Annotated in this window: 25 protein-coding genes; 8 read left to right on the top strand and 17 right to left on the bottom strand. The window is 58.4% G+C overall.

Going from position 1 to position 24933, the window contains the following annotated elements:
* Positions 1–13: 13 nt before the first annotated feature.
* The 6 genes from ahcY to chvI form a co-directional block, all read right to left on the bottom strand.
* Positions 14–1414, bottom strand: a complete 1401-nt coding sequence (gene ahcY, locus ACQZ5Y_RS14745) for an adenosylhomocysteinase (protein WP_003516323.1) — start codon at positions 1412–1414, stop codon at positions 14–16.
* A 129-nt stretch (positions 1415–1543) separates the two neighbouring features.
* Positions 1544–1819 (bottom strand): HPr family phosphocarrier protein, encoded by a 276-nt coding sequence (locus ACQZ5Y_RS14740; protein ID WP_003516321.1) that lies wholly within the window; start codon positions 1817–1819, stop codon positions 1544–1546.
* A gap of 12 nt (positions 1820–1831) precedes the next feature.
* On the bottom strand, positions 1832–2233 hold the full coding sequence (locus ACQZ5Y_RS14735; RefSeq protein WP_003516318.1) for a PTS sugar transporter subunit IIA: 402 nt from the start codon (positions 2231–2233) through the stop codon (positions 1832–1834).
* Positions 2234–2358: 125 nt separating this feature from the next.
* Positions 2359–2823 carry an HPr kinase/phosphorylase gene (locus ACQZ5Y_RS14730; RefSeq protein ID WP_013635193.1) on the bottom strand — a complete coding sequence of 155 codons (465 nt, stop codon included), beginning with the start codon at positions 2821–2823 and terminating at the stop codon, positions 2359–2361.
* Positions 2813–4603, bottom strand: a complete 1791-nt coding sequence (gene chvG, locus ACQZ5Y_RS14725) for a two-component system sensor histidine kinase ChvG (protein ID WP_013635194.1) — start codon at positions 4601–4603, stop codon at positions 2813–2815. The genes ACQZ5Y_RS14730 and chvG overlap by 11 nt, the downstream gene beginning before the upstream one ends.
* 52 nt (positions 4604–4655) lie before the next feature.
* A complete protein-coding gene (gene chvI / locus ACQZ5Y_RS14720; RefSeq protein ID WP_003516307.1) occupies positions 4656–5384 on the bottom strand; it encodes a two-component system response regulator ChvI in 729 nt (242 codons plus the stop codon).
* A gap of 339 nt (positions 5385–5723) precedes the next feature.
* Between chvI and ACQZ5Y_RS14715 the strand changes: the two genes are divergently transcribed.
* From ACQZ5Y_RS14715 to lysM, 3 genes are all read left to right on the top strand, one after another.
* A complete protein-coding gene (locus tag ACQZ5Y_RS14715; protein ID WP_003516305.1) occupies positions 5724–7334 on the top strand; it encodes a phosphoenolpyruvate carboxykinase in 1611 nt (536 codons plus the stop codon).
* Between the two features lie 112 nt (positions 7335–7446).
* Complete coding sequence (gene arfB, locus ACQZ5Y_RS14710; protein WP_019565930.1) at positions 7447–7881, top strand: alternative ribosome rescue aminoacyl-tRNA hydrolase ArfB; 435 nt, start codon at positions 7447–7449, stop codon at positions 7879–7881.
* 85 nt (positions 7882–7966) lie between these two features.
* Complete coding sequence (gene lysM / locus ACQZ5Y_RS14705) at positions 7967–8416, top strand: peptidoglycan-binding protein LysM (protein WP_003516300.1); 450 nt, start codon at positions 7967–7969, stop codon at positions 8414–8416.
* Positions 8417–8464: 48 nt separating this feature from the next.
* On the opposite strand, the gene coaA is transcribed toward lysM, so the two are convergent.
* Genes coaA through hisB form a run of 7 tightly spaced genes read right to left on the bottom strand, consistent with a single transcriptional unit; the run spans position 8465 to position 13087 of the window.
* Positions 8465–9466 carry a type I pantothenate kinase gene (gene coaA / locus ACQZ5Y_RS14700; RefSeq protein ID WP_019565929.1) on the bottom strand — a complete coding sequence of 334 codons (1002 nt, stop codon included), beginning with the start codon at positions 9464–9466 and terminating at the stop codon, positions 8465–8467.
* Positions 9463–9786, bottom strand: coding sequence for a phosphoribosyl-ATP diphosphatase (locus ACQZ5Y_RS14695; RefSeq protein WP_003516295.1), 324 nt, complete (start codon positions 9784–9786; stop codon positions 9463–9465). The genes coaA and ACQZ5Y_RS14695 overlap by 4 nt, the downstream gene beginning before the upstream one ends.
* Positions 9787–9802: 16 nt before the next feature.
* On the bottom strand, positions 9803–10579 hold the full coding sequence (hisF, locus tag ACQZ5Y_RS14690; protein ID WP_003516294.1) for an imidazole glycerol phosphate synthase subunit HisF: 777 nt from the start codon (positions 10577–10579) through the stop codon (positions 9803–9805).
* Positions 10576–11319, bottom strand: coding sequence for a 1-(5-phosphoribosyl)-5-[(5-phosphoribosylamino)methylideneamino]imidazole-4-carboxamide isomerase (hisA, locus tag ACQZ5Y_RS14685; protein ID WP_013635199.1), 744 nt, complete (start codon positions 11317–11319; stop codon positions 10576–10578). Before hisA ends, hisF begins: the two co-directional genes overlap by 4 nt.
* A gap of 1 nt (position 11320) precedes the next feature.
* Entirely contained in the window at positions 11321–11971 is a 651-nt protein-coding gene (gene hisH / locus ACQZ5Y_RS14680) for an imidazole glycerol phosphate synthase subunit HisH (RefSeq protein WP_003516289.1), read from the bottom strand.
* A 1-nt stretch (position 11972) separates the two neighbouring features.
* Positions 11973–12467: a DUF2628 domain-containing protein gene (locus ACQZ5Y_RS14675; protein WP_174050258.1), complete on the bottom strand. Its 495-nt coding sequence runs from the start codon at positions 12465–12467 to the stop codon at positions 11973–11975.
* A gap of 23 nt (positions 12468–12490) precedes the next feature.
* Positions 12491–13087, bottom strand: a complete 597-nt coding sequence (gene hisB / locus ACQZ5Y_RS14670) for an imidazoleglycerol-phosphate dehydratase HisB (protein WP_003516285.1) — start codon at positions 13085–13087, stop codon at positions 12491–12493.
* A 203-nt stretch (positions 13088–13290) separates the two neighbouring features.
* On the opposite strand from hisB, the gene hslV reads away from it, so the two are divergent.
* The 4 genes from hslV to ACQZ5Y_RS14650 all read left to right on the top strand — a co-directional run bounded on the left by hslV (position 13291) and on the right by ACQZ5Y_RS14650 (position 18654).
* Complete coding sequence (gene hslV, locus ACQZ5Y_RS14665) at positions 13291–13815, top strand: ATP-dependent protease subunit HslV (RefSeq protein WP_019565925.1); 525 nt, start codon at positions 13291–13293, stop codon at positions 13813–13815.
* An 87-nt stretch (positions 13816–13902) separates the two neighbouring features.
* A complete protein-coding gene (hslU, locus tag ACQZ5Y_RS14660) occupies positions 13903–15210 on the top strand; it encodes an ATP-dependent protease ATPase subunit HslU (protein ID WP_003516274.1) in 1308 nt (435 codons plus the stop codon).
* 188 nt (positions 15211–15398) lie between these two features.
* A complete protein-coding gene (locus ACQZ5Y_RS14655) occupies positions 15399–16364 on the top strand; it encodes a DUF1402 family protein (protein ID WP_003516272.1) in 966 nt (321 codons plus the stop codon).
* 121 nt (positions 16365–16485) lie between these two features.
* Positions 16486–18654, top strand: a complete 2169-nt coding sequence (locus ACQZ5Y_RS14650; RefSeq protein WP_174050260.1) for a malate synthase G — start codon at positions 16486–16488, stop codon at positions 18652–18654.
* A gap of 152 nt (positions 18655–18806) precedes the next feature.
* Here the strand turns inward: ACQZ5Y_RS14650 and ACQZ5Y_RS14645 are convergent, their stop codons facing one another.
* On the bottom strand, positions 18807–19508 hold the full coding sequence (locus ACQZ5Y_RS14645) for a L,D-transpeptidase (RefSeq protein WP_003516268.1): 702 nt from the start codon (positions 19506–19508) through the stop codon (positions 18807–18809).
* 183 nt (positions 19509–19691) lie between these two features.
* Between ACQZ5Y_RS14645 and ACQZ5Y_RS14640 the strand changes: the two genes are divergently transcribed.
* Positions 19692–20177, top strand: coding sequence for an MmcB family DNA repair protein (locus ACQZ5Y_RS14640; protein WP_013635204.1), 486 nt, complete (start codon positions 19692–19694; stop codon positions 20175–20177).
* A 59-nt stretch (positions 20178–20236) separates the two neighbouring features.
* On the opposite strand, the gene ACQZ5Y_RS14635 is transcribed toward ACQZ5Y_RS14640, so the two are convergent.
* The 3 genes from ACQZ5Y_RS14635 to hrpB all read right to left on the bottom strand — a co-directional run bounded on the left by ACQZ5Y_RS14635 (position 20237) and on the right by hrpB (position 24712).
* Entirely contained in the window at positions 20237–20821 is a 585-nt protein-coding gene (locus ACQZ5Y_RS14635; protein WP_003516258.1) for an ActR/PrrA/RegA family redox response regulator transcription factor, read from the bottom strand.
* Between the two features lie 67 nt (positions 20822–20888).
* Entirely contained in the window at positions 20889–22196 is a 1308-nt protein-coding gene (locus tag ACQZ5Y_RS14630) for an ActS/PrrB/RegB family redox-sensitive histidine kinase (protein WP_211380936.1), read from the bottom strand.
* Positions 22197–22225: 29 nt separating this feature from the next.
* Complete coding sequence (gene hrpB, locus ACQZ5Y_RS14625) at positions 22226–24712, bottom strand: ATP-dependent helicase HrpB (RefSeq protein WP_174050264.1); 2487 nt, start codon at positions 24710–24712, stop codon at positions 22226–22228.
* Positions 24713–24933 lie beyond the last annotated feature (221 nt).

Here is a 24933-nt window from a genome sequence, read left to right as displayed (position 1 = left end):
ATTAACTATGAAATTAATATCTGTAGTGTTCTGCCTTGAACGGACCCTGCTTCGAGATGCCGATATAATCAGCCTGAAGGTCGGAAAGTTCGGTCAGGCGCACGCCAAGCTTCTCGAGATGAAGTCGTGCAACCTTTTCGTCGAGGTGCTTCGGCAGCACGTAGACTTCATTCTTGTATTCACCCGGCTTGGTGAAAAGCTCGATCTGGCCCAGCACCTGGTTGGTGAACGACGCCGACATGACGAAGGAAGGGTGACCTGTGGCATTGCCAAGGTTCAGCAGGCGGCCTTCGGACAGCAGGATGATGCGGTTGCCCTTCGGGAACTCGATCATGTCGACCTGCGGCTTGATGTTTGTCCACTTGAGGTTACGCAGCGAAGCGACCTGAATTTCATTGTCGAAATGGCCGATATTGCCGACGATGGCCATGTCCTTCATCTCGCGCATGTGCTCGATGCGGATAACGTCCTTGTTGCCGGTGGTGGTGATGAAGATGTCAGCGGAAGACACAACGTCTTCCAGGCGAACGACCTCGAAACCGTCCATGGCGGCCTGAAGCGCGCAAATCGGGTCGATTTCCGTGACCTTCACGCGGGCGCCAGCGCCCTGCAGCGAGGCGGCGGAACCCTTGCCGACATCGCCGTAACCGCAGACCACGGCAACCTTGCCAGCCATCATCACGTCTGTTGCGCGGCGAATGCCGTCTACCAGCGATTCCTTGCAGCCGTATTTGTTGTCGAACTTGGACTTGGTGACGCTGTCGTTGACGTTGATGGCCGGGAAGGGCAGGAGGCCCTTCTTGGCGAGATCGTAAAGACGATGAACGCCTGTCGTCGTTTCTTCCGTCACGCCCTTCAGCGCGTCACGCTGCTTGGTGAACCAGCCGGGGGAAGCCTTGAGGCGCTTGTTGATCTGCGCGAAAAGAATTTCCTCTTCTTCCGAACCGGGGTTGGAAAGAACGTCCTCACCGGCTTCGGCGCGCGCGCCGAGCAGAATGTACATGGTGGCATCGCCGCCATCATCGAGGATCATGTTGGAGAGGCCGCCATCGGTCCACTGGAAGATCTTGTCGGTATATTCCCAATATTCCGTCAGGCTCTCACCCTTGACCGCGAAAACAGGAATGCCGGCCGCTGCAATGGCTGCTGCGGCATGGTCCTGCGTCGAGAAGATGTTGCAGGACGCCCAGCGGATGTCCGCGCCCAGTTCCTTCAGCGTCTCGATCAGAACGCCGGTCTGGATCGTCATGTGAAGAGAACCGGTGATACGTGCGCCCTTCAGGGGCTTGCTCTCGCCGAATTCCTTGCGGCAGGACATAAGGCCAGGCATTTCGGTTTCGGCGATGTCCAGTTCCTTGCGGCCGAATGCGGCAAGGTTGATATCGGCGATGATGTAGTCCTTCTCAAGGCTCATGAAGTTCTCCAGATCAGAAATGCCATGCCTATTGGCCCGGCTTTTAAACGTAGCAGCGGTTTAGCAGGCCAAAAACGATCTGGCAATAACGATATAAAGAAGTCTTTATGTCTTTATATGGCGGTGGGGTCAGGCTTCTTCGCCGAAGCGGTCGGCAACAAGTGCCTCAAGTGCGGCGAGCGCCTCTTCCGCCTGGTTGCCGCTCGCCTCGACATAGACACTGCATCCCGGGCTGGCCGCCAGCATCATCAGACCCATGATGGAGGTGCCGCCAACGGTCATTCCGTCCTTCGACACCGTAATCGTCGCGTCGAAACCCTCGACCATCTGCACGAATTTCGCAGATGCCCGGGCGTGGAGACCGCGCTTGTTGATGATCGGCAATTCCCGGGAGTGAGGCGACATGGGGCTGACTTCTTATTTGCCGCTTAAAACGCGGCTGGCGACGTTGATGTATTTGCGACCGGCGTCGGATGCGTCCTGGAGCGCCTTGTCCATGTTGTCTTCGCTGCGAACGCCTGCGAGTTTTATCAGCATGGGAAGATTGACCCCGGCGATGACTTCGACATTACCGTTGTTCATGACGGAGATGGCAAGATTGGACGGTGTGCCACCGAACATATCCGTCAGAATAATGACGCCATTTCCATCATTGACGCGCGTAACGGCGTCGATGATATCCTGCCGGCGCTGATCCATGTCGTCTTCGGGACCGATACAAACCGTCTCGATCAATTTCTGGGGACCGACGACATGCTCCAACGCATGGCGAAACTCCTCAGCCAGCTTGCCATGGGTGACAAGCACTAGTCCGATCATGAAATGCTCCCTTGCACACGCACTCTCATTGCCGACTATCGCAACGCGGCAATCCTGTCCATCGGTGGGATTTCATCTTGATGAGGAAAATGCGAATCGCAAGCCTAAAATCGCCTGAATCGTGGTCACTTCACGTTCGTTTTAAAAAGATTTTGAGCAAGTGCAGCAAATTTTCCATAGGGCGTAAGACTGGAAAGCGGAATACGCAGAAGCGGAAGATGCCCGCCGCAGGGCAGCAACAACACCTCGTCATCTTCCGGAAGTCTTGGATTTTCCGGTGAAAGAACTGTCGTAACGGCGAAATTTAGTCCGGCGCTCGGGACGCTGTTGACGTTAACGATGCCGCTGCCGCGCAATTCCAGTAGTCCGGCAATCGCTTCCGGCCGCTCGGCGATAATGTTTTCGCCGTCGCGATACACGAAAATCTGATCATCCGCGATCAGTGCCGCCGGCAATCCGCACCGTTGCGCCTCCGTCAGAAAGCTGAAAGCAAGCTCGCTTTTGCCGCTGCCGGACGGTCCGGTGAAGAGAATGCCGGTGTTGTCAACGACAATGGCGGTTGCGTGCAGGTTGAAGCGTTCAGCGTTCATGGGTTTCGGCCGCCGGCAGCGACAGGGTGAAGCGCGCGCCTGATATCACGCCGTATTTGTCGACGACATTTTCTGCCCTGAGGCTGCCGCCATGGGCTTCGGCGATCTGGCGGCTGATGGAAAGGCCAAGGCCGGAATTCTGGCCGAAACCTTCGCTTGCCGGTCGGTCGGTGTAGAAGCGCTCGAAAATCCGGTCGATATCCTCGGCCTGAATGCCGGGGCCATTGTCTTCCACCTGCACGATGCAGCGGTCCTTGTGACGGGAAAGGCGCACGGTGATGCGGCCGCTTTCCTCGGAAACGAAAGAGCGCGCATTCTCGATCAGGTTGGTGACAATCTGCCCGATGCGAAGATCGTGACCGTTCACGACGAAGGAGGTTTTGGCTCCCGCCTTCCGGTCGGCGACATAGTCGATCGCCACGCTCTTTTTCTTTGTGCTGATCTGGCGGGAGATATCCACCAGACCCTTCATAAGAACGTCGAGATCCAGCGGCGATGCATCGACACGCGCCAGTTCGGCATCGAGCCGCGAGGCATCCGAAATATCGCTGATCAGGCGGTCGAGGCGGCGGACATCGTGGAAGATGATCTCTGTCAGCCGCTGTTTGGACTCTTCCGTCTTGGCACGCGGCAGGGTTTCCACGGCGCTGCGCAGCGAAGTCAGCGGGTTCTTGAGCTCGTGGCTGACATCGGCGGCGAAACTTTCGATTGCGTCGATACGGTCGTAGAGCGCCGTCGTCATTTCACGAAGCGCTATGGAAAGGTTGCCGATTTCATCCTGACGCGCCGAAAAGTCCGGTATCTCCTCGCGGGTTCTCGCTCCGCGACGCACGCGGATCGCAGCCGCCGAAAGCCGCCGGAGCGGCGTGGCGATGGTGGAGGACAACAGCAGGGAAAGTACGATGTTGACGAGCGTGGCGATGCCGAACACGCGCATGATGGCGAGGCGCTCCGCATGCACGATCTTGTCGATATCGCCGGCCTGCGTGGACAGGAGCAGAACCCCGAGCACGGCCCGGAAGCGCTGCACCGGAACGGCGACCGAAACGATTAGCTCACCCTTTTCCGTAACGCGAACGACTGCGCCGCGCACGCCGGTCAGCGCATTCATCACCTCCGGATAGATCGAGCCGTCGCCACCTGGCGCTTCCTTGTATTGCGGTAGGCTGCTCGGTTGCAGCATGCGGTTGAACATGCTGGTGAACCATTCACCCCAGGTCTGGGTTTCCGGCGTCACCGGCGGCAGATCGAAGCGCAGGACCTGGCCGCGGGAATAGAGATGGCGAGAATCGAGAAGCAGGTTGGCATCGGCGTCGAAAAGCCGAGCGCGGGTCCGTGTCGGCGAAATCAGCCGGCGCAGCACCGGCGCCACCCGTTCCGGATTGATCGGGAAACTCAAGTCCTCGTCATTGGGGGCGGGCGTGATGCTTTGCCCCGCCTGCAATTCCAGCAGCTTTTCCGGATTGATGGTGATGGAGTTGGTATCCACCGAGGCGGAGGCCGAGATGGCGCCGGCGATGATCTCGCCCTGCGTCAAAAGGCTTTCCACCCGCGCATCGATCAGCCCCTCGCGGAACTGGTTGAGGTAGAGAATGCCACCGACCAGAACGACCGTCGCGGCCACGTTGAAGAAAAGGATGCGGCGCGTGAGGCTGGAAAACACCGCATTGCCAAAAATGCGTCGGACGATCGTCAGCGGATGGATACGATGGCGGCGTTCGCTGCCGCGATCTTCGGCATCGTCACTGTCCGAGACGGTTTCCGGCGTTTTCTTCAACAAGTCTATGTCCTCGCCACCACAATTCCGGTGGTCTCTCCCGATTGCGGCTCGTTCAAGCCGCTTCGCGGAAGCGATATCCTACGCCATAAAGCGTTTCAATCATATCGAAGTCACCATCGACCAGTTTGAACTTCTTGCGAAGCCGCTTGATGTGGCTGTCGATCGTGCGGTCGTCAACATAGACCTGTTCGTCGTAGGCCGCATCCATCAGCGCGTCGCGGCTTTTCACCACGCCTGGCCGCTGTGCAAGCGAATGCAGGATAAGGAATTCGGTAACGGTCAGCGTCACCGGCTCGCCCTTCCAGGTGCAGGTGTGGCGTTCCTGATCCATGGCCAGCTGGCCGCGTTCGAGCGTACGCGCCTGTTGATCAGCCGTCGGCTTCAGCGTGCTGCCGCCGGTCGCAGCGGAAGCCTCGCGGCTGCTGGCGCGGCGCAGGATGGCCTTGACGCGTTCCACCAGAAGGCGCTGCGAGAAGGGTTTTGTGATGAAATCGTCAGCACCCATCTTCAGGCCGAACAATTCGTCGATCTCTTCATCCTTGGAGGTCAGGAAGATAACCGGAATATCCGATTTCTGGCGAAGACGCCGCAAAAGCTCCATGCCGTCCATGCGCGGCATCTTGATGTCGAAAATGGCGAGCTGCGGCGGACGGGCAATCAGTCCGTCAAGCGCGGAGGCGCCGTCCGTATACGTTTCGACCCGGTAGCCTTCGGCTTCGAGCGCGATCGATACCGAAGTGAGAATATTCCGGTCGTCGTCGACAAGCGCGATCGTCTGCATGTAGTTGGTCTCCATCGTCATTTTCTCGTAACTCCCGACATCCACCCAGCCAAGGTTGCGCGCCGCGAGCCACTCTCATGAGTATAAAGGTGGAACAAATTGTGGCAAAGGAAAACTCACAACCAAATCGCCTGGTGTGACTAGGCCAATTCCGGGAAAACGCCGCAGCTGGATTCTAATGCGTCTTCAACCGATTTAAAAAGAAATAAAATCTTTTAAATCGATTAATATATTGAAATCACTAAGTTATTTAAAGTTTCACTCTTGCGTTTCTAAAAGCCGCCACGTATTTTCCGTGAAAATTTCAACGGCCTTATCGTCATTTACAAGGAACGCGTCATGAACGAGCTTGGGGTTCATAATCCTGCCAATGGAGTTGCGGAACTCGGACTGGGCGAGGCCTCCCGTGTCTTTTATAACCTCAACGAAAGCGAATTGTACGAAGAGGCGATCCGCAACGGCGAAGCCGAGCTGACGGCGGATGGCGCACTTCGTGCCGTTACCGGTCAGCATACGGGCCGTTCTCCGAAGGACAAATTCGTCGTCCGCGACGCTTCCACCGAAGACACTATCTGGTGGGACAACAACAAGCCGCTGTCGCCGGAAAACTTCGAGCTGCTGCGTCAGGACATGCTTGCGCACGCCGCCGGCAAGACGCTCTATGTTCAGGATCTGATCGGCGGTGCCGATGAGGAAAACGCCCTGTCGACCCGTGTCGTCACTGAGCTTGCCTGGCATTCGCTGTTCATCCGCAACCTGCTCATCCGCCCGAAGCGGGAGAAACTGGCAGGCTTCAAACAGAAGCTGACCATCATCAATCTGCCGAGCTTCAAGGCTGATCCGGCGCGTCACGGCGTCCGTTCGGAAACCGTCATCGCCTGCGATCTCACCAATGGTCTCGTCCTCATCGGCGGTACCTCCTATGCCGGTGAAAACAAGAAGTCGGTCTTCACGGTGCTGAACTACCTGCTGCCGGCCAAGGGCGTCATGCCGATGCATTGCTCGGCCAATGTCGGTCCCGAGGGTGATTCCGCCGTGTTCTTCGGCCTGTCCGGCACCGGCAAGACCACGCTGTCGGCTGATCCGTCGCGTACGCTGATCGGCGACGATGAGCACGGCTGGGGCGAGCACGGCATCTTCAATTTCGAAGGCGGCTGCTACGCCAAGGCGATCAAGCTGTCGGCCGAAGCTGAGCCGGAAATCTATGCCGCGACCCGCCGTTTCGGCACCGTTCTCGAAAACGTCGTGCTGGACGAAAACCGTGTTCCGGATTTCAACGACAATTCGCTGACGGAAAACACCCGCAGTGCCTATCCGCTGCACTTCATTCCGAATGCATCGGAAACGGGCATTGCCGGTCATCCGAAGACGATCATCATGCTGACGGCGGATGCCTTCGGCGTGCTGCCGCCGATTGCCCGGCTGACGCCGGAACAGGCCATGTACCACTTCCTTTCCGGCTACACGGCAAAGGTTGCCGGGACGGAAAAGGGCGTGACTGAGCCGGAAGCGACATTCTCCACCTGCTTCGGTGCACCCTTCATGCCGCGCCACCCGGCGGAATACGGCAACCTGCTGCGTGAGCTGATCGGCAAGCATGGCGTGGACTGCTGGCTGGTCAACACCGGCTGGACCGGCGGTGCTTACGGCATCGGCAAGCGTATGCCCATCAAGGCGACCCGCGCGCTTCTGACGGCAGCCCTCACCGGCGAGCTGAAGGGCGCCGAATTCCGCACCGATGCGAATTTCGGTTTCGCCGTGCCGCTGTCGCTGGAAGGCGTCGATGCCGCGATCCTCGACCCGCGTTCGACCTGGGCCGACGGCGCAGCTTACGACGCGCAGGCGAAGAAGCTTGTGTCGATGTTCGTTACGAACTTCACCAAGTTCGAAGATCACGTCGACAGCAAGGTGCGCGATGCAGCACCGGGACTGCTGCTCGCGGCAGAATGAATAAGCCTCGTTTATGAGGAGGAGGGGAACCCGGCCTTGTGCCGGGTTCTTTCGTTTCGTGCCTTGTTTTCATTTTTCTCGATCTGTGGCATCACCGGCGCGGAGAAAAAACATGGCCAGCGCCCCGCTTTACATCAGCAACCGAATTACCATCGCCGGCTGGGAGCTGACGGAGCAATTCGTGCTGGCCGGCGGGCCGGGTGGCCAGAATGTCAACAAGGTCTCGACGGCGGTTCAGCTGTTTTTCGACATCGCCAATTCTCCCTCCCTGCCGGAACGGGTGAAGGCGAATGCGCTGCGTCTGGGCGGGCGGCGTGTTTCGAAAGAAGGCGTGCTCATGATCGAGGCGAGCCGGTTTCGAAGCCAGGAGCGCAATCGCGAAGACGCGCGTGAACGGCTGAAGGAACTGATCCTTGAAGCGGCAGCGCCGCCGCCGCCGGTGCGCAAGGCCACCAAGCCGACCAAGGGTTCCGTCGAGCGCCGCCTCAAGGCAAAATCCGGCCGGTCGGATGTCAAGAAAATGCGTGGCAAGCCATCAGGCGACTAGGTCGCGCTGGACGGCAAAATGTTTCGCACTTGTCATAGACCTTCAGATATCGTCTGGTAAATCTCCTACAACCAAGGAGGGTGCTATGGGTCTGTTCAATTTCATCAAGGAAGCGGGAAAGAAGCTTGGTATCGGTGGAGATGATGCCCCCGATGTCGAAGCCGTCAAAAAAGAACTCGCTTCCCACGATCTCGGCACCGACAAGGTTCAGGTCGAGGTGGTGAACGATAAGGTCGTTCTGAAGGGCGAAGTGGCCGACCAGTCGATTTTCGAAAAAGCGGTCATCGCCGTTGGCAATACGCTCGGCATTTCCAAGGTCGAGGCCGGCGAGCTGACGGTGGCAGAAGCGCCGGCGAAGGAACCCGTTTTCTACACGGTCAAGAAGGGCGATAATCTCTGGAAGATCGCTGAAGCCCAGTACGGCAAGGCAAATGGCGGCAAGAACAACATCATCTTCGAAGCCAACAAGCCGATGCTGACCCATCCCGATAAAATCTATCCCGGTCAGGTTTTGCGCATTCCTGACCTTGCCTAATAACGGATTTTAACCGCTGCGATGGAGATGCCGCTTTTGCGGCATCGTTCACAACTTGCGAAGCGCCACCGTGTCGATCAGGTGGTTTTTGCCCTTGCGCAGGATAAGATCGGCGCGTGGACGCGTGGGCACGATGTTCTGGCGCAGGTTCTTCAGGTTGATGTTCTGCCAGAGGCCCTCGGCAATGCTGAGCGCCGCCTCTTCGCTGATCGACGCATAGCGATTGAAGAATGAATTCGGGTCTCGGAAGGCGGTTTGCCGCAGATTCATGAACCGGTTCACATACCAGTTGTGAATGAAGTCCTCATCCGCATCGATGTAGATCGAGAAATCGAAGAAGTCGGAAACGATCGGCACGATCCGCCCGCCCGCCGGCAGGTCGCGTGATTGCAGCACGTTGATGCCTTCGAAGATGAGGATATCCGGCTGGTCGATGACAGTGAATTCGTTCGGCAGCACGTCATAGGTCAGATGCGAGTAGCGTGGCGCCTTCACATTCGGCTGGCCCGCCTTGATCGCCGAGAGGAAACGCAGCAGCGCACCGATGTCGTAGCTTTCCGGAAAGCCCTTGCGCTCCATCAGGTTTTCGCGCCGCAGCACCTCGTTCGGGTAAAGAAACCCGTCGGTGGTGATGAGATCGACCTTCGGGCTGGAGGGCCAGCGGGCCAGAAGCTCCTTCAAAATACGCGCCGTTGTCGATTTTCCAACCGCCACCGACCCGGCAATGCCGATGACGAAGGGCGTCTTGTTGACATCCGCCATGTTCAGGAAGCGGTTGCGCTGTTCGAACAGCAGCTGCGATGCTTCCACATGCGATGACAGGAGGCGCGACAGCGACAGATAGATACGCCGCACTTCGTCCAGATCAATCGGGTCGTCCAGCGAACGCAGTCTTTTGACCTCGTCGGCGGAAAGGGTGAGTGGTGTGTCGGCGCGAAACTTTGCCCATTCTTCCGAGCTGAAGAAGTGATAGGGCGAATATTCATCCGGGCGGAAATGATCGAGTGTGCTCGGCATGCCTCTCTCCCCGCTGCCTGCCTTGACATTCATGATGTCGGCCTCGCTGCCTTTTCCGCAAGTCCGGTCTGTCCGGTCCGGCGCTCCAGCTCGGCAAAGACGTCGGCAAGGGGAATGTCGGCGATCTTCAACACCACCAGCAGGTGATAAAGCAGATCGGCGGCCTCGTTTTTCAGCCCGTCGCGGTCTTTCGCGATGGCGGCGATCACGGCCTCAACAGCCTCTTCGCCCAGTTTTTTCGCCGCACGTTCCTGGCCCGCCGCAACAAGTTTGGCCGTCCAGGATTCATCGGGAGAGGCGGCGGCGCGTGTCGCGACGATGCGTTCCAGATCGGAAAGGGAAAATGCGCTCATGGAAAGGTTCCTGCAATCAGTCGAGACGCATGGCGATGCCATGCTCGGCCATGTAGCTCTTGGCTTGCCCGATCGAATAGGTGCCGAAGTGGAAGATGGAAGCGGCAAGCACCGCAGTCGCATGGCCATCGCGAACGCCGGCTACCAGATCATCCAGCGTTCCGACGCCACCCGAGGCGATGACGGGCACGCGAACCTGATCGGCAATGCTGCGTGTCAGGCCGATATCGTATCCGCTTTTGGTGCCATCGCGGTCCATCGAGGTGACGAGCAATTCGCCGGCACCGCGTTCGACCATCTTGATGGCAAATTCCACGGCGTCGATTCCGGTTGGCTGACGTCCGCCATGCGTGAAGATCTCCCAGCGCCCGTCTTCCCCGTCCTTCGAAACCCGCTTGGCGTCGATGGAGACGACGATACACTGGTTGCCGAATTTGTCGGCAGCCTGCGCGACGAAATCAGGATCTTTCACCGCTGCGGAATTGATGGAGACCTTGTCTGCACCGCAGAGAAGCAGCTTGCGGATGTCAGCCACGGCGCGGACGCCGCCGCCGACGGTCAGCGGCATGAAGCAATGGTCGGCCGTGCGCGATACCACGTCGAAAATCGTGTCGCGATTGTCGGACGAGGCAGTGATGTCGAGAAAGCAGAGTTCGTCCGCTCCCGCCGCATCATAGGCCTTCGCCGCCTCGACTGGGTCGCCGGCGTCGATAAGATCGACGAAGTTCACACCCTTGACGACTCGGCCGTCTTTTACATCGAGGCAGGGAATAACGCGGGCTTTGAGGGTCATGCGCTTATCTCCTTGGCAGCCTTGATGAGGGCGAGCGCCTCGGCAGGATCGATGCGCCCGTCATAAAGCGCGCGGCCTGAAATTGCGCCCTCTAGCTTTGCGGCATCCGGCTGCAACATGCGCTTGATGTCTTCGATGGAAGCAAGGCCGCCGGAGGCGATGACCGGGATCGACACGGCATCTGCCAGTTCGAGTGTCGAGGCCCAGTTGATGCCAGCCAGAATGCCGTCGCGATCGATATCGGTGTAGATGATGGCGGCAACGCCGGCACCTTCGAAACGTTTGGCAAGTTCGATGACGCCGAGTTCTGAGGCTTCCGCCCAGCCCTCAACAGCAACCTTGCCGCCTTTGGCGTCGATGCCGACAGCGACCTGACCGGGGAAACGCTTGCAGGCTTCGATAACCAGAACGGGATCGCGTACCGCCACGGTGCCGAGAATGACGCGGGCAAGCCCACGGCTGAGCCACGCCTCAATATGATCGAGAGTGCGGATGCCGCCGCCAAGCTGCACCGGGTTTGTCGTGGCCTTGAGAATGGCATCTACCGCTTCGCCATTCACCGTCTGGCCAGCGAAGGCACCGTTGAGATCGACGACATGCAGCCACTCGAAGCCTTGGTCCTCGAAGGATTTCGCCTGCGCGCCGGGGTCCGTATTGTAAACGGTTGCCTGCTCCATATCGCCGAGTTTCAGGCGAACGCACTGGCCGTCTTTAAGATCGATTGCGGGAAAAAGAATCATGTCAGGGCTTCCAGCGCAGGAAATTGGAAATCAGGGCGAGGCCGAGCGTCTGGCTTTTTTCCGGGTGGAACTGCGCGCCAGCCATATTGTCGCGACCAACGAAAGCCGTCATCGCGCCACCGTAATTGGTGGTGGCGATGACATCCGCCGGATGTTTCGCCGCCAGATGATAGGAATGCACGAAATAGGCATGCAAGCCGTCAGCGCCGGTCCTGATACCGTCGAACAGGGGATGCTGATGCCGGATTTCCAGCGTATTCCAGCCAATCTGCGGGATTTTAAGCGTCGGATCGGAGGGCGTCATTTCAATGACATCGCCTTCGATCCAGCCAAGCCCCGTGCTGACAGTCTTTTCGAGACCGCGCGAAGACATCAGCTGCATTCCGACGCAGATGCCGAGGAAGGGATGAGCTTTTTTCTCGACGGCTTCGATAAGCGCCTCATGCATGCCGGGCACAGCTTCGAGACCGGCGCGGCAATCGGCATAGGCGCCGACGCCTGGCAGTACGATGCGGTCCGCAGATGCGACGTGATCCGGCTTATCGGTCAGGTCAATGGTTGCATTAATGCCGGCTTCGCGGGCGGCGCGCTCGAAAGCCTTGGTGGCCGAACGCAGGTTGCCAGAACCGTAGTCGATGATCGCGACGCGCATGTCAGCGCCTTCCATTCAAGTCGAAAAGAAACGATCCGGAGGGATCGTTGACGAAGTTTTTGTCACCGCTCTTCTGCGGCGAGGGTGTCCATACCGGCTGCGACAGCTGTCCCGACGGCTCGGTATTTTCGGAAAGATCGGAGAAATATATCTCTTCGGCACTCGAAAGGTCAGGGGCGGAAATGACCGAGGTCATCTTCCAGCCCTTGCCTATCAGGTGCCGGACGAGAAAATCGCGCCCCTCCAGTGCAGTGATGAGGGCAATGGCGACGCTGCACAAAATGCCCACCGGTTCGAATCCGAGTAACATTGATGCCCAACCGGCCAGAACGAGAACTGCAAATACGACGATCGCGGCCAGCCACAGCCGGTTTACGGCCAGCCACAGCCAGGGCGCAATAAGTGCCAGCCAGACGAAACGGTCTGCTATGAAGCGGGTCGTCTTGTGGTCCCTGTCCGGCCCGTTGGGGGCTTCCAGAACGAGATAGCTTGTCATGGGCTTCCTGACAGCTTTGGCGGTCAGGCCAGCATGCCCTTTGTCGAGGGAACGCGGCCTGCCTGCCGGGGGTCGATCTCGGTTGCCGCGCGAAGAACGCGGGCAACGGCCTTGAAGCATGTTTCGGCGATATGATGGTTGTTGGCGCCGTAATGGTTCAGGATATGCAGCGTGATGCCGGCATTCTGGGCCAGCGCCTGAAAGAATTCGCGCACAAGCTCGGTGTCGAATGTGCCGATCTTCGGCGCGGAGAAGTTGACATTCCACACAAGGAAGGGACGGCCGGAAATATCCACGGCAGCCTTGGTCATCGTCTCATCCATGGCAAGATCGAGCGAGGCGTAGCGGGTAATGCCGCGCCTGTCACCCAACGCCTTCGCGATGGCCTGGCCGATGGCGATGCCGGTATCTTCGACCGTATGGTGATCATCGATATGCAGGTCACCTTGAACCTCGATATCCATGTCGATCAGCGAATGGCGGCTCAGCTGGTCCAGCATATGATCGAAAAATCCCACCCCGGTGGAAATTGTCGACTTGCCGGTGCCGTCGATATCCACGCGCACCGAAACCGAGGTTTCGTTGGTCTTGCGGATGATCTCGCCTTTACGTTCTGCCATCTGTGGCCGCTCCGTGAAAATGTCGCCGTTCCTTATCAGCACGAGACACAAATATCCAGTTGTTCCATCGTCTTGCATGATCTGCGCAAAACAGTGCAGTGCGGGCAGGATTTGCAATCGTGAAAAGCAAACTTACATAGATGCCCAGAAGGGCCGGATGCCGGCCCGTTAACCGCAGGCCCGGTAGGGCAGACAGGTGTTTGATGACAACGATTATTACAGTCAGGAAGGGCGGCAAGGTCGTCATGGCTGGCGATGGTCAGGTAAGTCTTGGCCAGACCGTCATGAAGGGCAATGCCCGCAAGGTTCGACGCATTGGCAAGGGTGAAGTGATTGCCGGTTTTGCCGGCGCAACGGCGGATGCCTTCACGCTGCTCGACCGTCTCGAAAAGAAACTCGAGCAATATCCCGGTCAGCTCATGCGCGCGGCCGTAGAGCTTGCAAAGGACTGGCGCACGGATAAATATCTGCGCAACCTCGAAGCCATGATGCTGGTGGCCGACAAATCCACGACACTCGCCATCACCGGTAATGGTGACGTGCTGGAACCTGAACATGGCGCGATCGCCATCGGCTCCGGCGGCAACTACGCCTTTGCGGCTGCCCGCGCCATGATGGATACGGACAAGTCGGCAGAGGAGGTGGCGCGCAAGTCGCTCGATATCGCCGCCGATATCTGTGTTTACACCAACCATAACCTCGTCATCGAAAGCCTCGACGCCGAGTAAGCATATTTCTCACCCCCATTTCTCACCCAAGGGTCCTGTGGGCCGGGCCAGAATGGCCGGCCGGAACAGGAAAGCCGAGAGGACAGAATGACCACTTTTTCTCCCCGGGAAATTGTCTCGGAATTGGACCGCCACATCATCGGCCAGCATGATGCGAAACGTGCGGTCGCGATTGCACTGCGCAACCGTTGGCGTCGCCAGCAGCTCGATGAGAGCCTGCGCGACGAAGTGATGCCGAAAAACATCCTGATGATCGGACCGACCGGTGTCGGCAAGACGGAGATTTCCCGCCGTCTCGCCAAGCTTGCCGGCGCGCCCTTCATCAAGGTCGAAGCGACCAAATTTACCGAAGTCGGTTATGTCGGTCGCGATGTCGAGCAGATCATCCGCGATCTGGTCGAGATCGGCATTGGCCTCGTGCGTGAAAAGAAGCGCGCGGAAGTACAGGCCAAGGCGCATCAGAGCGCCGAAGAGCGGGTGCTCGACGCACTGGTCGGATCGACCGCGTCACCCGCGACACGTGAGAGCTTCCGCAAGAAGCTGCGCGACGGCGAGCTGGACGACAAGGAAATCGACATCGAAGTGGCCGACAGCGGTTCGGGAATGCCCGGCTTTGAAATCCCTGGCATGCCGGGCGCCAATATCGGCGTTCTCAACCTGTCGGAAATGTTCGGCAAGGCGATGGGCGGACGTACCAAGAAGGTGCGCACCACCGTCTCGAAATCCTATACCGATCTCGTTCGCGACGAATCCGACAAGCTGCTCGATAATGACATGATCCAGCGTGAAGCGGTGAAGTCGGTGGAAAATGACGGCATCGTCTTCCTCGATGAGATCGACAAGATTGCCGCCCGCGACGGCGGCATGGGTGCCGGCGTCTCGCGTGAAGGCGTGCAGCGCGATCTTCTGCCGCTCGTTGAAGGCACGACCGTCTCGACGAAATACGGGCCGGTGAAAACCGACCACGTTCTGTTCATCGCATCCGGCGCGTTCCATGTGGCAAAGCCGTCCGACCTTCTGCCGGAGCTTCAGGGCCGCCTGCCGATCCGTGTCGAGCTGAAGCCGCTGACGAAGGAGGACTTCCGCCGTATCCTGACCGAGACGGAAGCAAGCCTCATCCGCCAGTACAAGGCGCTGATGGCGACGGAAGAACTCGATCTCGACTTCACGGACGATGCGATCGACGCTCTGGCCGACGTGGCTGTTCATCTCAACTCGTCGGTCGAGAATATCGGTGCGCGCCGCCTTCAGACAGTGATGGAGCGTGTTCTCGACGAGATTTCCTTCAACGCACCCGATCGTGGTGGCTCTGCCGTCAAGATCGATCAGGAATATGTCAAAAAGCACGTCGGCGATCTTGCCGCCGATACGGATTTGTCCCGCTATATTCTCTGAATATCTTGGAGAGCAAAGACACGAGAGTGCGGCCACATTTGCCGCACTCTTTTATTTTACGGCCTTGTCTCGCATTCAGCCCCCTTTTTGTTTATGGGAAAGGCTGCATTCCGGTTGGAACCGCTTTATGGAATGGTCCGGTTTTCTCTTGGTTCGGGAGAGGTCGGCTTGAGAAAAGGCATTCGCTCGTGCGCAAAACTCTTCTGGCATTTGCCGCCGCTTTGACGTTCACCGTCGTCTCGTCTTCTTATGCCGAGGCCGCGACGGTCGTCCCGCCTGGCAATCGCAATGCCGAACAGCCGGGCATTCCGGGGGCTTCCGCACGTCGAACCAAGGGTTCCAATACGTCTTTCGAGCGTAAATACCAGAAGGTGATCGACCTCCTGTCTTCCGACAAGGCACTGATCGGCAAGATCAAGTCTACCGCCGGGCGCTACGGTATCGATCCGATCCACATGATCGGGGCGATTGTCGGCGAGCATACCTATAACGTCGACGCCTATGACCGCCTGCAATCCTACTACGTCAAGGCCGCCTCCTATGCCGGCAGCAGCTTCCGTTTCGGCTACAAGGACGAAACCATCGCGCAGTTTCTGACGCATTCGCAATTCGCCAGGTGCCAGTCGAAAAAGGATTCCTATAGCCTTTGGAACTGTCGGGAAGACGTCTGGGACGACAGCTTCCGCGGCAAGACGGTAGATGGCGTTGCCTATCCGAACAATCGTTTCAGCGCTGTATTTTTCCAGCCCTTTTATGCCGGACAGACCTTCGGTCTCGGCCAGATCAATCCGCTCACGGCATTGATGTTGTCCGACATGGTGTCGAAAACCTCAGGTTATGAGAAGCTCGACGAAAACGATGCGACCGCCGTTTATACCGCGATCATGGACCCGGATCGCTCGCTCGCCTTCATGGCAGCTTCCATCCGCAAATCGATCGACGACTACAGGTCGATTGCCGACATGGATGTTTCCAAAAATCCTGGTGTAACGTCCACGCTTTATAATGTCGGCGGATCCGCGCAGCGCGCTGCCGCTCTCGCCCAGAAAAATCGTCAGCGCGCCGCAGGTGGAGAACAGCCGCTTTTGCCGGAAGAAAACTATTACGGCTGGCTGGTGAACGATCGCATCAAGGATTTGCAGGCGCTTTTGTAGAAAAAGACGATTATCGTCGGCATTCTTTCCAAAACGGAAATAATATTTGGTTGCCTCTCGCAATTGACGAGCGCCTGCCTCAGCGTCCAATCTGCGCCCTTAAGATAAAGAGGAGGCGCATGTGAGCCGCACCAATAAATTCGGTCTTTCCATTGATGACAGGCTTTATGCTTTTTTGACGGATGACGTTCTGCCGGGCACGGGTCTTGATGCAGAAACCTTCTTCGAAGGCTTTTCCGCCATCGTCCACGAGCTTTCCCCTAAGAATCGTGAATTGCTCGCAAAGCGCGACGCCTTGCAGGAAAAACTGGATGGCTGGTACCGGCAGAATGGCGCCCCGACGGATTTTGATGTCTATGAGGGCTTCCTGAAGGAAATCGGCTATCTGCTGCCGGAAGGACCCGGCTTTAAGGTCGAAACCAGCAACGTCGATTCGGAAATTGCCGCTGTCGCAGGCCCGCAGCTTGTCGTGCCGGTCATGAATGCCCGTTATGCGCTGAACGCCGCCAATGCCCGCTGGGGTTCGCTTTACGATGCGCTTTACGGCACGGATGCCATTTCTGACGCCGATGGTGCGGAAAAGGGCAGGGGCTATAATCCGAAACGCGGCGAAAAGGTCATTGCCTGGGCGCGGAACTTCCTCAACGAATCAGCTCCGCTCGAAACGGCAGGCTGGTCGGATGTGACCGGCTTCAAGATCGTTGACGGCCTCTTGCAGCTTGCAATCGGTGACAGCAAAACGGGCCTGAAAGATGCCGAGCAATTCAAGGGCTTTACCGGCGATGCGGAAAAGCCGGCAACGATCCTGCTTGGCAAGAATGGTCTGCACACCGAGATCGTCATCGATCCCTCGACGGAAATCGGCAAGGGTGACAAGGCGGGCATCTCGGATGTCATTCTCGAATCGGCGCTGACAACCATCATGGACTGCGAGGATTCCGTTGCCGCTGTTGATGCCGAGGACAAGGTGCTGGTTTATGGCAACTGGCTTGGCCTGATGCGCGGCGACCTGACGGAGAAGGTTTCCAAGGGCGGTAACATCTTCACCCGTAGTCTCAACCCGGATCGTTATTACACCGCCCCCGATGGTGGAGCACTTACTCTGCCGGGGCGTTCCCTGATGCTGGTGCGTAATGTCGGTCACCTCATGACCAATCCGGCGATCCTCGACAAGGATGGCCGCGAGGTGCCGGAAGGTATCATGGACGCCGTCGTCACAGCGCTGATTGCGCTTTACGATGTCGGCCCCTCCGGCCGTCGCCAGAATTCCCGCGCCGGTTCCATGTATGTCGTCAAGCCGAAGATGCACGGGCCGGAGGAAGTCGCCTTCGCCAACGAGATTTTCACGCGGGCCGAAAAGCTTGTCGGCATGGCGCCGAACACCATGAAAATGGGCATCATGGACGAGGAACGCCGCACCACGGTCAACCTCAAGGAAAGCATTCGCGCGGCAAAAGACCGGGTCGTCTTCATCAATACCGGCTTCCTCGACCGCACGGGCGACGAAATTCATACCTCGATGGAAGCGGGTCCGATGATCCGCAAGGGCGATATGAAACAGGCGGCCTGGATTGCGGCTTACGAGAACTGGAACGTCGATATCGGTCTGGAATGCGGCCTTTCCGGCCATGCGCAGATCGGTAAGGGCATGTGGGCAATGCCTGACCTGATGGCCGCCATGCTGGAGCAGAAGATCGCGCATCCGAAGGCAGGCGCCAACACCGCCTGGGTACCTTCACCCACGGCTGCGACGCTGCATGCCACGCATTATCACAAGGTCGATGTCGCAGCCGTTCAGGACGACCTGAAAAGCCGGGGCCGGGCAAAACTCTCCGATATTCTATCGGTGCCGGTCGTGCCGCGTCCCAATTGGACGCCCGAGGAAATCCAGCGCGAACTCGACAACAACGCGCAGGGCATTCTGGGATATGTCGTGCGCTGGGTCGATCAGGGCGTCGGCTGCTCCAAGGTGCCTGATATCAACAATGTCGGACTGATGGAGGACCGCGCCACGCTGCGCATCTCCGCGCAGCATATGGCAAACTGGCTGCGCCATGGCGTGGTTACGCAAGAGCAGATCGTTGAGACCATGAAACGCATGGCCGCCGTGGTCGATAGCCAAAATGCCGGAGATTCGGCCTATCTGCCGATGGCGTCCAACTTTGAAGGATCGGTCGCTTTTCAGGCCGCCGTCGAACTTGTGCTGAAAGGCCGGGAGCAGCCTAACGGTTATACGGAACCGGTTCTGCACCGCCGTCGCCTCGAACTGAAGGCGAAGCAGGCGGCTTGAGGCCGACAGGCACTCCAGAGCACGTCTTGTCTGAACGCAATGTTCGACGTGCTCTACCTTAAAACCGCTATGCACTTTTACTGGGAATGCTCCAGAAACAAAAAAGCCGCCGGGAATTCCACGGCGGCTTTTTCTTTGTCTGGTATCTGATCTTACTGGATCACGACAACCTTGGTGCTGCGGCCGGGACGGACGCGGCTGTAAAGGTCGATGACGTCCTGGTTGATCATGCGGATGCAGCCTGAAGAGGCGGCGGTGCCGATCGATGCCCATTCAGGCGAACCGTGGATACGGAACAGCGTGTCCTGTCCCTTTTCGTTGAAGAGATACATGGCGCGCGCGCCGAGCGGGTTGGAAAGACCCGGACCCATGCCTGCCTCGACATACTTTGCGACTTCCGGCTTGCGGTCGGCCATTTCCTTCGGCGGATGCCACATCGGCCATTCCTGCTTCCAGGCGACATAGGCTTCGCCGGCCCAGGCAAAACCAGCCTTGCCAACGCCGATGCCGTAACGAACTGCGCGGTTGCCGGGCAGGATATAATAAAGGAAACGCTCACGCGTATTGACGATGATCGTGCCCGGCCGTTCGTTATTCTGGAATTCGACGATCTGACGACGGAACTTCTCGTTCACACGATTGATCGGGATGGCGGGCAGCGCATAGCCCGCGTCGGTCACAGGGCCGTAAACATCGTTGAAGATCTGGACGGTTTCGACCTTTGCCGGAACCGGGTTAGCGACCGGCACTGACGCCGCTACCTGGCCGGATGATTGGGATGTGGTTTCGGCGCAGCCGGCCAGAGCCAGTGCTGCCGTCAGACCGAGTGCAGTCAATGAGGTACGGATGCGCATATCGTTCTCGCGGAAAATTCGCCAAATTGTGCGAAGGAGTAGGCTTAATTGGATAAATCGGTTATTTTCCATTAAGCCGTTCTTGGCAAGCCGATACGCTGCTGCAGGACGAATGTGACTTTAAAATTGCCGGTTGATTGCCTTTTTGCAACAATAGGCCAAACGCCTCAGTAGCCTTTATCCATGACTATTCTTTCGCTTACCAACAATAATCCGTTAATCGACGGTCGCCAGTCGGACAAGGCGATGCTGGTGCGCCGCGGCGTTCAGGTGCTTTTGCACGAGATGCGACATTCGGTTTTGCCGGAACTGCCGCTTGCAAGCGGACGACGGGCCGATCTCATCAGCCTTTCGGCAAAGGGTGAAATCTGGATTATCGAAATCAAATCCTCGATCGAGGACTTCCGCGTCGATCGCAAATGGCCGGAATACCGCCTGCATTGCGACCGGCTTTTTTTTGCCACCCATCCGGAAGTGCCGGTCGAAATCTTTCCGGAAGAATGTGGGCTTATCCTGTCGGATGGCTATGGCGCCCATATGCTTCGCGATGCGCCGGAGCATAAATTACCGCCCGCAACCCGCAAATCGGTGATGCTGGATTTCTCGAGAACCGCTGCAACCCGGCTGATGCTGGCGGAGTGGACGACCGGGCGCAGCTTCGGAGAGTAATGCCCGGTTCCAGACCGTATCCGGATGTAAAACCGCTTCTCACTTGTACTGTAAATGCTCTACTTCGGCGCGCGTTTCGCCAGAATGCGCTGCAGCGTTCGCCGGTGCATGTTAAGCCGGCGGGCGGTTTCCGAGACGTTGCGCTCGCACATTTCATAAACGCGCTGAATATGCTCCCAACGCACCCGGTCGGCCGACATCGGGTTTTCGGGCACTTCAGTCTTTTCACCCTTGCGCTGCGTCAGCGCATTGAAGACATCGTCCGCATCGGCCGGTTTGGCAAGATAATCCAGCGCCCCAAGCTTCACGGCGGTAACGGCGGTTGCGATATTGCCGTAGCCGGTCAGGACGACAATCTGCGTATCGTCCCGGTACTGCCGGATGGCTTCGATGACCTCGAGACCATTGCCATCCGTAAGCCGCAAATCAACGACCGCATATTTGGGCGGCGCAGCCTTGGAACGGGCAATGCCTTCGCTAACCGTCTCGGCGGTATCGACGATAAATCCGCGTGTTTCCATGGCCCGGGCAAGCCGGCGCAGGAAGGGACCGTCGTCATCGACGATCAGCAGCGATCTGTCAGCTCCGATCGGGTCGTCGTCATCCGTTGTCGCGCTGATGGGGGTCTGGTCTTCTGTCGTCATGTCTCAGGCCTTTCGGCAACTTAGTCGGCTTTTTCTTCTTATCGCCGCTTCCACGTGAATGGTAAAGTCAACGGTCTCTTTTATCGTCCATAAGCGCTCGAGGCCAGACGATTGTGACCCGCGCTCCGGTTCCGCTCAAACCGCGATTTTCGAAGGTAACGGTGGCGCCGGAGCGTTCCAGCAATGTCTTTGCAATGAAAAGCCCGAGTCCCAGCCCTCCCGCCCGGGTATCGTTGTGACGTTCGGTCACATAGGGTTCACCAATGCGGGCAAGCACGTCATGGGCATAACCCGGTCCATCATCCTCAATGGTGACGGCGACATTCTGCGAATCGTACTCCACGGTCACGGTCACTTTTTCCCGCGCATAGTCCACGCCGTTTTCGATGAGATTGCCCAGCCCGTAAATTACGCCGGCATTCCGGATGCCAACCGGCTCGTCGATCCGGTTGTTCTTTTCGACGAGATCGAGACGGATTCCGAATTCCCGGTGCGGCGCCATCACCTCCTCAATCAGCGAGGAGAGCGGCAGGCGGCGCATATGCTCCTCATCATCGGTGGAAAGCGATGTAAGGCGGCGCAGAATATCACGGCATCTTTCGCTCTGGCTGCGCAGCAGCGCTATGTCTTCGCCAAACCTTTCATCATTTCCGAGTTCCCGTTCCATTTCCTTGGCGACGACGCTGATTGTCGCCAGCGGCGTGCCCAACTCGTGTGCCGCAGCGGCGGCCAGACCGTCTAGCTGCGAGAGATGTTTTTCCCGCTCCAGCACCAGTTCGGTCGCAGCCAGCGCATCGGCCAGCTGATTGGCCTCGTGTGAAACGCGATAGGCATAAAAGGCCGCGAAAGAGGTCGTGGCAATGATCGCGACCCAGGTGCCCACATGCAGCAGAAGCTGGATCGGCAGCACCTCACCGGGATACCACGGAACTGGAAACGGCGAAAAAGCGATTGCCGTCGAGCAGATGACGGCAAATGCGAGCAGAATTAGCGAGTGCCGAAGGGGCTGCGACGCGAAGGCGATGATGACCTGCACGCAGATCAGCGGTGCGAAAGGATTGGAAAGACCACCGGTGATGTAGATGAGCGCCGTCAATTGCAGCAGGTCGAATGCCAGCAGCAATGTCGCTTCCCAAGGCTCCAGACGATAGGTGGAGGGAAAACGCGCAGTGAGAAACAGGTTGGCAAGCGCCAGTGCACCGATCAAAAGGCTGCAAGCCAGAAGTGGCAGGGGGAAGTTCAAGCCGAAAGCAACAAGCAGGATCGTCGCACTTTGCCCGGCCACCGCCAGCCAGCGCAACCATACGATGGTTTGCAGCCTTATCCTGCGGCTGGCGCGGCCAAGCCTTGTTGTTTCGATCGGATGGCTAGCCACCTTCATCTCCTTTGTGCTTTTCATCGTCATCACGTTCCGCGCGGTTTTGCGCGGCTGGTCGGCAATGCCGATGCCGGGTCCTCAGGCCATGGATGGCGCGGATACCTCCCGCGCATGTCCGCCCGTACATCTTTCCACGATCCTGCCCAGAAACCCGGAAGATCGCGTGTCGTCTGTATCGGCCTGTGCGCCGGCGAGGTCAATTCCAGCAGCAGCGGCAACCGCCCCTGCGCGATGGCGGGATGAGCCGTCAGCCCGAAAAGCTCCTGCACACGAATGGAAAGCGTCGGTTCGCTGGCATCGTAACGAATAGGATGCCGCTGGCCCGTCGGCGCTTCGAAATGCGTCGGCGCAAGCCTGCCCAGATCGCGTGCGACCTCATAAGGCACCAGGGCTAAAAGTCCCTCGGAAAGGCTGCCGGGCCGGATATCCTGAAGGCTGCGGGCGCCGTGCTGGAAGGGCACGAACCATTCATCCAGCCGTAAAAGCAATGCAGCATCGCTGACATCCGGCCAGGGGTCGCCGATGCTGGCATTCAGAAAGCCTATCCTGTCGCGCAACTGCTGGGTTTCTTTTTTGAACGGAAGAATTCCGACACCAAATTCCCGAACGCCGTTGGCAAGTGCCTGCGCCGCCTGTTCACCCTCCGGGCGGGGCAGGGGCGTTTCGTCGAGGATGATGGCGCCTAGGCGCGTGACACGGCGTGCACGCGCCTGACCGCTTGCCTTGTCAAACAGCAGCTGGTCCTGCTGCACGATAAGATGCGGCATCCGCTCTTCTATATCGGTGCGCTCGATGCTTGCTGCCGAAAGGATGCGCGGCTGTGCCGCACGCCCGGTAATATCGGCAACCACCAGCATCCTGCTCGCCGCCAGCCGTTCGGTTTCGGCAAGTTCTGCACCCCGGCCGTTCGCCATCACATAACGACCGCGCGCTCCTCGCTGAAGCGCAATCCTGTCCGGATAGGCGTGCAGCAGCAAGGGGCCAGCCTCGCTTGGCTGTTCGTTCATAGTTTGCGCATCGCCGATCGCATCTAGAAGTCTAGACGCCAGCTTGCGCGCCGCTTGCGCCCTTTCGCTTCTCTCGGAAAGAAAGCGCCGCAATCTTTCATCGAGATCAATGTCGGTTCCGCCCAGTCCCTGTTCCGTCAGCATGACGGCGAGCATCGCCGCCTTTTTTCCCGCACCTTCGCTCCCCGCTGCAATTACCATTGCCGCAAGCCGTGGCGGTAGTGAGAGGCTGCGCATCAGGTGGCCGCGTCGTGTGAGCGCGCCGCTTTCATCGAGTGCGCCCAGATTTTTGAGAAGCGCGATCGATTCCTTCAATGCCGCTTCGGGAGGGGCATCCAGAAATGAAAGCGCGGAAGGATCATGAACGCCCCAATGGGCAAGGTCGAGTGCAAGGCCGGAAAGATCACTCGCCAGAATTTGCGGTGGCGTGAAGGCGTTGAGCGCTGCCGTCTGTCCCGGATGCCACAGGCGGATCGCAACGCCGGGTTCCGTTCGTCCGGCTCGGCCCGCCCGCTGGTCGGCGGAGGCGCGCGAAACCCGCACTGTCTCCAGTCTCGTGATTCCCGTTGCCGGTTCGAAAACCGGTAGTCGCTGCAACCCGCTGTCAATCACCACACGCACGCCGTCTATGGTGATCGATGTTTCTGCGATCGATGTGGCAAGCACGATCTTGCGCCGTCCGGCCGGTGCCGGCTTGATCGCCGCATCCTGCTCCTTTTGCGAAAGATTGCCGTAAAGCGGGATGATATCTGTATCGTCGGAAAAACGCCCCTCCAGCCGGTTGGCCGTGCGAGTAATTTCTGCCTGCCCCGGAAGGAAGGCGAGAATGGAGCCGGTTTCCGATGCATGAGCTTCGGTAATCGCCTTTGTGACTTTCTCTTCGACAGGCACACCCTGCCAGCGGTCCTCGTAGCGGATGTCGATTGGATATGTGCGGCCGAGGCTCTGAATGACAGGGGCATCGCCCATCAGCGCACTGATGCGTTCCACATCAAGGGTGGCGGACATCACGAGGATGCGCAGATCGTCTCTCAGTCCCTCCTGAACGTCGAGCGCAAGTGCCAGTCCGAAATCGCCATCGAGTGAACGTTCGTGAAACTCGTCGAAAATCACCGTCGAAACGCCGGCAAGTTCCGGGTCGTCCAGAACCATCCGGGCAAAGACACCCTCAGTCACCACTTCAATCCGGGTTCTTGAGGAGATGCGATTGTCGAGCCGCATACGATAGCCGACGGTTTCTCCAACATTCTCCTGAAGAAGATCAGCCATGCGTCCAGCCGCGGCCCGGGCGGCAAGCCGGCGTGGTTCGAGAAGAATGATCTTGCCGTCGCCCCGCCATTCCTCACGCAGGAGATGAAGCGGCACCAGCGTCGTTTTGCCCGCACCCGGAGGAGCCGAGAGAACGGCACGCTTTGACCCGTCCAACGCTTGGGCAATCTCGGCCAGAACGTCGCTGACGGGAAGTACGGGCAGATCGATCTTTATATGGGCTGGCGTTCTGGTCATGCAAACAGGCCTGGGGCAATCGGGTTGATGTCTAAGCGTCTCTTTTGCCGTTTCTAAAGCACGGCCCGGTGCTTTGACAGCCGGCGGAGAGGGTTTCGCAAGAGCTCTTCCGGCAAAATTGCGGTTCTTCGCAAGCTATCTGTCGTGAAGGGTGGGAAGGGGTTCCCGCATGCGCCGCCAAAAGAGACGAGGATTCCGTCCTTTCTATGCCTCCCTTGCGG

The organism is Agrobacterium sp. A3-95, from assembly GCF_053521785.1.
Note: the sequence above shows the minus strand (reverse complement) of the source record. Positions and strands in the feature narration are given on the sequence as shown.

Bases quoted from the DNA above. Each gene is read 5' to 3' on its own strand.
- ahcY (WP_003516323.1), bottom strand. From the start codon at position 1,414: ATGAGCCTTGAGAAGGACTACATCATCGCCGATATCAACCTTGCCGCA.
- ACQZ5Y_RS14740 (WP_003516321.1), bottom strand. From the start codon at position 1,819: ATGTCGCCTCACTCCCGGGAATTGCCGATCATCAACAAGCGCGGTCTC.
- ACQZ5Y_RS14735 (WP_003516318.1), bottom strand. From the start codon at position 2,233: ATGATCGGACTAGTGCTTGTCACCCATGGCAAGCTGGCTGAGGAGTTT.
- ACQZ5Y_RS14730 (WP_013635193.1), bottom strand. From the start codon at position 2,823: ATGAACGCTGAACGCTTCAACCTGCACGCAACCGCCATTGTCGTTGAC.
- chvI (WP_003516307.1), bottom strand. From the start codon at position 5,384: ATGCAGACGATCGCGCTTGTCGACGACGACCGGAATATTCTCACTTCG.
- ACQZ5Y_RS14715 (WP_003516305.1), top strand. From the start codon at position 5,724: ATGAACGAGCTTGGGGTTCATAATCCTGCCAATGGAGTTGCGGAACTC.
- arfB (WP_019565930.1), top strand. From the start codon at position 7,447: ATGGCCAGCGCCCCGCTTTACATCAGCAACCGAATTACCATCGCCGGC.
- lysM (WP_003516300.1), top strand. From the start codon at position 7,967: ATGGGTCTGTTCAATTTCATCAAGGAAGCGGGAAAGAAGCTTGGTATC.
- coaA (WP_019565929.1), bottom strand. From the start codon at position 9,466: ATGAATGTCAAGGCAGGCAGCGGGGAGAGAGGCATGCCGAGCACACTC.
- ACQZ5Y_RS14695 (WP_003516295.1), bottom strand. From the start codon at position 9,786: ATGAGCGCATTTTCCCTTTCCGATCTGGAACGCATCGTCGCGACACGC.
- hisF (WP_003516294.1), bottom strand. From the start codon at position 10,579: ATGACCCTCAAAGCCCGCGTTATTCCCTGCCTCGATGTAAAAGACGGC.
- hisA (WP_013635199.1), bottom strand. From the start codon at position 11,319: ATGATTCTTTTTCCCGCAATCGATCTTAAAGACGGCCAGTGCGTTCGC.
- hisH (WP_003516289.1), bottom strand. From the start codon at position 11,971: ATGCGCGTCGCGATCATCGACTACGGTTCTGGCAACCTGCGTTCGGCC.
- ACQZ5Y_RS14675 (WP_174050258.1), bottom strand. From the start codon at position 12,467: ATGACAAGCTATCTCGTTCTGGAAGCCCCCAACGGGCCGGACAGGGAC.
- hisB (WP_003516285.1), bottom strand. From the start codon at position 13,087: ATGGCAGAACGTAAAGGCGAGATCATCCGCAAGACCAACGAAACCTCG.
- hslV (WP_019565925.1), top strand. From the start codon at position 13,291: ATGACAACGATTATTACAGTCAGGAAGGGCGGCAAGGTCGTCATGGCT.
- hslU (WP_003516274.1), top strand. From the start codon at position 13,903: ATGACCACTTTTTCTCCCCGGGAAATTGTCTCGGAATTGGACCGCCAC.
- ACQZ5Y_RS14645 (WP_003516268.1), bottom strand. From the start codon at position 19,508: ATGCGCATCCGTACCTCATTGACTGCACTCGGTCTGACGGCAGCACTG.
- ACQZ5Y_RS14640 (WP_013635204.1), top strand. From the start codon at position 19,692: ATGACTATTCTTTCGCTTACCAACAATAATCCGTTAATCGACGGTCGC.
- ACQZ5Y_RS14635 (WP_003516258.1), bottom strand. From the start codon at position 20,821: ATGACGACAGAAGACCAGACCCCCATCAGCGCGACAACGGATGACGAC.
- hrpB (WP_174050264.1), bottom strand. From the start codon at position 24,712: ATGACCAGAACGCCAGCCCATATAAAGATCGATCTGCCCGTACTTCCC.